Here is a 6000-nt window from a genome sequence, read left to right on the forward strand (position 1 = left end):
AGAAATCCGGAATACTTTCTTTCCCCAGATAAATCCAGCAGTATTTTTTTGCAAACAGTAAATCAGCATATCAATAACCTGAATAGAAATGGAGAGAACCAAACAGTGTGGTCCCCTCCTGCAGCTAATTTATCTCCATCCATCTTTATATTTTATCGCCTGATCAGGAGGTATTTCTCAACTAATCCAAATTACGTTAATAAGCCATTACAGGGTCATGATAATACTTGAATTCCAATAAGTTATTAGCTGGGTCCACCAGGAAAAATGTCATATGTTCCTCTTGTTTTCCTTCAAAACGTATCATTTGTTCTTTAAAAAATGGTAATTTTTCTCTAATTGCACATTTCAGCGCCTGATCATATTCTTCCTTATCCAAAAAGGTAACCCCAAAATGACGTGGATACATTTGAGGCATTTCATCTATACTATCTGGGTTTAAATGACAAACTACCTGGTCACCAAAAAAATCAAATGTTACCCGATCATTATATCTTCTTGCCATTCTGCATCCCAATTTTTCATAAAAGTCTGCAGTTTCATCCAACTCCTTACATGGGATCGCTAAATGAAACACTTTATTTGTTTCTCTCATACCAATTCCTCCTCGAAAAAAATGAGCCTTAGTTAGCTTAACTTCTACACATCCAGATAAAACGTGTCCGATCGCAACCCTAAACGTAATGTTTCTAAAGAAATAACATCTGATAAAGGAATATTGGCAAGATTGACATTCGAACCCACTTGTTGAATAAAAAAAGTTTGCATTGCTTTAGTTGGCGCTTCAAAAATTAACTGTTCAAACGAAATACCAGAATCCGTGAGTTGTTCAAAAATGTCTGTTCGCACTTTTCCGTCTTCCTGACATATTCCACCAGTACCACTTTCTCTCGCTTCTGTGATCACTTTCTTTGCACCGGCCTCCATATCCTCATGAATGTATTCAATCCATTCAGCTGAACTCTGATCCCTGGATTTGGAAGCATCTTTATTGCCCACTTCGCTAAAAACTGTAAATTCTGTTGCAAAATCGCGGATGAACCTTGCTTTATTTGTATTGGATAGTGCCACAGTCCCGTTGGAAATCTCAATATAGTTACAGTTAAATTGCTTGCAGTAGTTATAAAAGTCATCTATTTTATCCTTATTTAAAAACTTTTCAAATAACGTTCCCCCAAAAAAATACTCAACATTATGAACACCCAGATAATCTATCTTTTGCTGTATAAAAGTTGTTACAAGTGACGTACCCCAACCAAATTTAACGAAATCAATATAGTCACTTGCGCTGTTAATAGTATCCTTGAATAAATTCAACGGCGCTCCATTGTCAATTAAGACAGTTAACCCTTTATCTCTTGGCTTCACTTCCCTTGCTGGTAAAATTAACTCTGGCTTCATCATTTATAGACCCTCTCAATCATCGGAATTTTACACGTCTTATTTATTTTCATTACGAAATCTGAATGCAGCTCCCTTAAACAATAATCAACATCCACTGATGCAAATGCATCATTCTCCATGTCAAAAAATTTATCAGCCACATGGGAGTGTCTAATTCTTTCTATTGCTTTCTGAGAAGAAACAGCATTTGAGTCTTCTAGTATTGCTTTAATATACTCGGCACAAGCAAGATCGTCATCCCCGCTCGGATGGGATGCGATGATATGAATGGTTTTCTTTCTTCCATCCACCAATTTCTTTTTAATAAATTCTGCTGTGTTTCTCGCATTTGTAAATCCAGTAACAAAGAGGTGTTTTGATTGCAAACAATTTAAGGTAGCTCGAACACCATTAGTTGTCTTTTGAATCAGTGTTTTTCGGAAAAGATTTTCTTTACTTACTTTATATGGAGAATTATCTAAATCAAAGCCCTCTATGGCCAGGCCATCCTCCTCACCAGCCAACAGATAATCAGGTTTTTCCTCTTTCAGTTGAAAGGCCTGCTTCGTTGTTTCTGCAAGAAATATGCAGGAAGCCCCATTTATAAAGGCATAATGAGCAACTGTAAATGCACGAATAACATCAATTACAATCGTAATATCGGCAGAGATCGGTGGAGATTTTCTGCCCTGATATATAGTGATCTGCATCGGCATATCCCCTATCTGCAATTTTAGGATTTCCTGCTCGCGAGGAACATACACCATGTATATTCGCCCAGTACATATTCGTTACATACCCTAGTAAATCTTCTATTTTCAATGAAATGGGCTCTTACTCCTTTAACACTATGCTGTTCAACTGAATACATTTACTTTAGGGCGAATACCTATATAAATTCTTTCGAAAAAAATATATTGGAAATTCAGAATAAAGTGAGGGGAAGATATGGAGAGCGAACTGACCTACGATAGATGGGATCACCACTTACAGGCACAAATAAATAACAATCCAGGAGATTTTATGGAGGTAATTAAGTGGGCCTTTGATACCTATAGAGAAAGAATAATATATTCCTGCAGCTTTGGAGCAGAGGGGATAGTTCTCATTGATTTAATTTATAAAGTGAATCCATATGCAACTGTAGTCTTTCTGGATACGGATTTGCACTTTAAAGAAACCTATTCCCTAATTGATGAAGTGAAACTAAGCTATCCGAAACTTAACATAAAAATACTCAAATCCTCTTTAACATTAGATCAACAAGCAGTTAAATATGAAAGCAAGTTATGGGAACACAAGCCAAACCTGTGCTGTCACCTCAGAAAAATAGAACCCTTGGAAAAGGAGCTGAAAAATGCAGATGCCTGGTTTTCCGGATTACGGAGAGAACAATCGATCAGCAGACAAAACACAGAATATGTAAATAAAGATGAACGGTTCAAACGAGTGAAGATATGTCCCCTAATTCACTGGAAATGGGATGATGTCTGGGAATATATTAAACTGAATAACCTCCATTATAATGAATTGCATGATAAAAATTACCCCAGTATTGGTTGTGAGATGTGCACCCTCCCAGTAACAGGCGATGATCAAAATACCCGGTCTGGCAGATGGGCAGATTTTGAAAAAAAAGAGTGTGGGCTCCACCAAGCTTAAGTAGGAGCTGTTTACATTGATAATTATAATCCTCTTATTTCTAACAGCCTTCTTTTTCGCTGTAAATATTGGGGCGAGTGGTGCTGCGGCTTCGATGGGAATTGCCTACGGGTCAGGCGCAATAAAAAATAAGCGATTAGCATTAGCTATTTGTGCTATTGGCGTGTTCCTCGGGGCTGCAATTGGTGGAGGAGAAGTCGTGAAAACACTTGGCTCGGAAATCATTCCGGAAAGCATCGTATCTGCTCAGGTTGCGCTCATCATCCTTAGTTCTGCCTCGGTTTCTCTGTTTATTGCAAATCTAAGCGGTATCCCGCTTTCTACAAGTGAAGTTACCGTTGGCGCAGTAGTAGGTGTTGGCATTGCATTTAATGTACTGTATGTTGAGACACTCGTTACTATTGTTATGTACTGGATTTTTCTCCCCTTTGTTGCCTTTCTCCTGGCATATGTGACGAATAAAGGAATAGCCGTTGTTACGAGAAAATACGCCTTTCTTACTAAGGGAAGATGGCCAAAAATCTTAGCTGTTATTGTAATTCTGACCGGGTTTCTGGAAGCATTTTCAGCAGGAATGAATAATGTGGCCAATTCAGTCGGTCCACTTGTTGCATCTGGTCTTATAACCGTGAATCAGGGAACCATCACCGGGGGTTTGTTCGTTGCACTTGGGGCATTGTTTCTTGGTGGAAAGGTCGTCGAAACGAATGGCAAGCGAATAACAAACCTCAGTTTACTGCAGGGTGGTGCCGTATCCGGTATTGGTGCATCATTAGTAATTGCTGCTTCCATATTTGGCATACCTGTTCCCCACACCCAAGTAACAACCTGCAGTATTTTAGGAGTCGGAGCTTCCGATAAAGGCAAGGAAATATTTAGAAAGGCGATCATTGCAAAACTAATAAAAACCTGGGTTTTCTCCCCGATTTTTTCCCTTGTCATTTCCTATAATTTAGTCAAAGTGTTTATTGACCTTGATTTTTCAGGATTAGCACCAGCATTTGGCCTAATTGTAGTTGCCTATTTACTAACCTTGTGGAATCCGACTGAAAAAATGTATCAAGAAAAAGTTGTACCGAAAAAAATAGGAGGTAATTAATATGAATAAACCTCATGGTGGTTTACTAGTAAACAGGATTAATAAAAATTATCAAGTTAACACCGCAAACACAGAAGTAAACTTAGATCCCATTGCTTTAAGTGACCTTGAAATGATTGCGAATGGAGCATATAGTCCTTTAACTGGGTTTATGAATAAAAAAGAGTATGATTCGGTTGTTCATTCTATAAGACTCCCAAATAACCTTCCCTGGAGTATCCCCATTACACTGCCGATTGAGGCAAAAAAAGCAAGTATGATAGAAATTGGAGAAACAGTTAACTTAGTTCATGACGGCATTATTTATGGTGTGTTATCAGTCAGCGATATGTTTACTCCCAATAAACAGGAAGAAGCAAAGCTCGTCTATCAAACTACAGACCCGGAACATCCGGGAGTACGGAAGCTTTTGGAGCGTCCTAACATATACCTGGGCGGCCCAATAACATTGCTTCGCTATCCAAAGAGGACTAAATTTCAAGAATACTATTTAGAGCCTGCTGAAACACGGGCAAGATTTGAGCAACTGGAATGGCAGACAATTGTTGGATTTCAAACAAGAAATCCTGTCCACCGAGCTCATGAATATATTCAGAAGTCAGCATTGGAAACAGTCGACGGACTACTGCTCCATCCACTTGTTGGAGAAACAAAAGCAGAGGATATTCCAAGTGAATTACGAATGGAATGCTACCAGATCTTACTGGATAACTATTATCCAAAGCACCGGGTATTTCTCTCTGTATTTCCAGCTGCCATGCGATATGCTGGCCCGAGAGAAGCTATATTTCATGCGTTAGTCCGAAAAAATTATGGATGTACCCATTTTATCGTCGGACGTGATCACGCTGGCGTCGGTAATTACTATGGAACCTATGACGCACAGAAAATATTCCAGCATTTTACTGATGAGGAGTTAGGCATCCATATTTTTTGCTTTGAAAACAGTTTTTACTGTAAGAAATGTGAAAGTATGGGAACGTCCAAAACATGCCCGCATGATTCCAATGATCATGTATCCCTTTCAGGTACAAAGGTTAGAGCAATGCTTAGTGAAGGTAAATTGCCACCAAAACAGTTCAGTCGCCCAGAGGTTGCATCTAAACTAATCGAAGGCTTATCTAAAACGTTAATAGAAACGGGGAAATAATAGTGACTCAATCACATATCGTTTGGCATCAATCTGCCGTAACAAAAAAGGAACGTCAGCAGTTAAACAATCATAAAAGCTGTACATTGTGGTTTACCGGTTTTTCCGGTTCTGGTAAATCCACGCTTGCAAATGAGCTTGATCTACAACTGTATGAAGCAGGAATCAGAAGCTATGTACTTGACGGAGATAATGTAAGACATGGGCTGAACAAGGAACTAGGGTTCAGCCCAAAAGACCGGGAAGAGAATATTAGGAGAGTTGGGGAAGTTGCAAAACTATTTGTAGACAGTGGGCAAATTGTGATAACCGCCTTCATATCGCCTTTTCGAAGGGACCGTGATGAAATGAGAAGTATTTTTGAAGAGGGAGAGTTTATTGAAGTTTTTGTTGACTGTCCATTCGAAGTATGTGAAGCACGAGATCCAAAGGGGTTATATCAAAAAGCCAGAAATGGGAAAATTCATGATTTCACCGGCATTGACTCCCCATATGAAGCACCAATCAATCCGGATCTGACAATAAACACAGATCAATCTACGGTACGGGAATCTGCCAAAGAAATTTTCAGTTATCTGGAACAAAAAGGTATTATATAAAGCGTATAGCAGGAATGAGAACAGCCTTCGATCAGAAGGCTGCTCAAATATATACTTTAAACTATCCCTGCTTTCATTCAGCGTTCAACCTATTTTTTCCCGCGGTC

Annotated in this window: 7 protein-coding genes; 4 read left to right on the top strand and 3 right to left on the bottom strand. The window is 38.9% G+C overall.

Going from position 1 to position 6000, the window contains the following annotated elements:
- Positions 1 to 196 precede the first annotated feature (196 nt).
- From QGM71_RS20950 to QGM71_RS20960, 3 genes are read right to left on the bottom strand one after another with little or no spacing between them, the layout of a single operon-like run.
- Positions 197 to 595: a VOC family protein gene (locus QGM71_RS20950; RefSeq protein ID WP_327609499.1), complete on the bottom strand. Its 399-nt coding sequence runs from the start codon at positions 593 to 595 to the stop codon at positions 197 to 199.
- A gap of 44 nt (positions 596 to 639) precedes the next feature.
- Positions 640 to 1404 carry a phosphosulfolactate synthase gene (locus tag QGM71_RS20955; RefSeq protein WP_327609500.1) on the bottom strand — a complete coding sequence of 255 codons (765 nt, stop codon included), beginning with the start codon at positions 1402 to 1404 and terminating at the stop codon, positions 640 to 642.
- The gene (locus QGM71_RS20960) at positions 1401 to 2093 is read right to left on the bottom strand and encodes a 2-phosphosulfolactate phosphatase (protein WP_327609501.1); all 693 of its coding nucleotides are present in this window, start codon (positions 2091 to 2093) and stop codon (positions 1401 to 1403) included. The genes QGM71_RS20955 and QGM71_RS20960 overlap by 4 nt, the downstream gene beginning before the upstream one ends.
- Positions 2094 to 2331: 238 nt before the next feature.
- Between QGM71_RS20960 and QGM71_RS20965 the strand changes: the two genes are divergently transcribed.
- The 4 genes from QGM71_RS20965 to cysC are packed head-to-tail and all read left to right on the top strand — an operon-like array spanning position 2332 to position 5893.
- A complete protein-coding gene (locus QGM71_RS20965; RefSeq protein WP_327609502.1) occupies positions 2332 to 3045 on the top strand; it encodes a phosphoadenylyl-sulfate reductase in 714 nt (237 codons plus the stop codon).
- Positions 3046 to 3061: 16 nt separating this feature from the next.
- A complete protein-coding gene (locus QGM71_RS20970) occupies positions 3062 to 4144 on the top strand; it encodes an inorganic phosphate transporter (RefSeq protein ID WP_327609503.1) in 1083 nt (360 codons plus the stop codon).
- Complete coding sequence (gene sat, locus QGM71_RS20975) at positions 4140 to 5294, top strand: sulfate adenylyltransferase (protein WP_327609504.1); 1155 nt, start codon at positions 4140 to 4142, stop codon at positions 5292 to 5294. Before QGM71_RS20970 ends, sat begins: the two co-directional genes overlap by 5 nt.
- Entirely contained in the window at positions 5294 to 5893 is a 600-nt protein-coding gene (gene cysC, locus QGM71_RS20980) for an adenylyl-sulfate kinase (protein ID WP_327609505.1), read from the top strand. Before sat ends, cysC begins: the two co-directional genes overlap by 1 nt.
- Positions 5894 to 6000: the final 107 nt, after the last annotated feature.

This window comes from Virgibacillus tibetensis, from assembly GCF_036026595.1.
Classification (GTDB): Bacteria; Bacillota; Bacilli; order Bacillales; family Amphibacillaceae; genus Virgibacillus_P; species Virgibacillus_P tibetensis.

Bases quoted from the DNA above. Each gene is read 5' to 3' on its own strand.
- QGM71_RS20950 (WP_327609499.1), bottom strand. From the start codon at position 595: ATGAGAGAAACAAATAAAGTGTTTCATTTAGCGATCCCATGTAAGGAG.
- QGM71_RS20955 (WP_327609500.1), bottom strand. From the start codon at position 1,404: ATGATGAAGCCAGAGTTAATTTTACCAGCAAGGGAAGTGAAGCCAAGA.
- QGM71_RS20960 (WP_327609501.1), bottom strand. From the start codon at position 2,093: ATGCAGATCACTATATATCAGGGCAGAAAATCTCCACCGATCTCTGCC.
- QGM71_RS20965 (WP_327609502.1), top strand. From the start codon at position 2,332: ATGGAGAGCGAACTGACCTACGATAGATGGGATCACCACTTACAGGCA.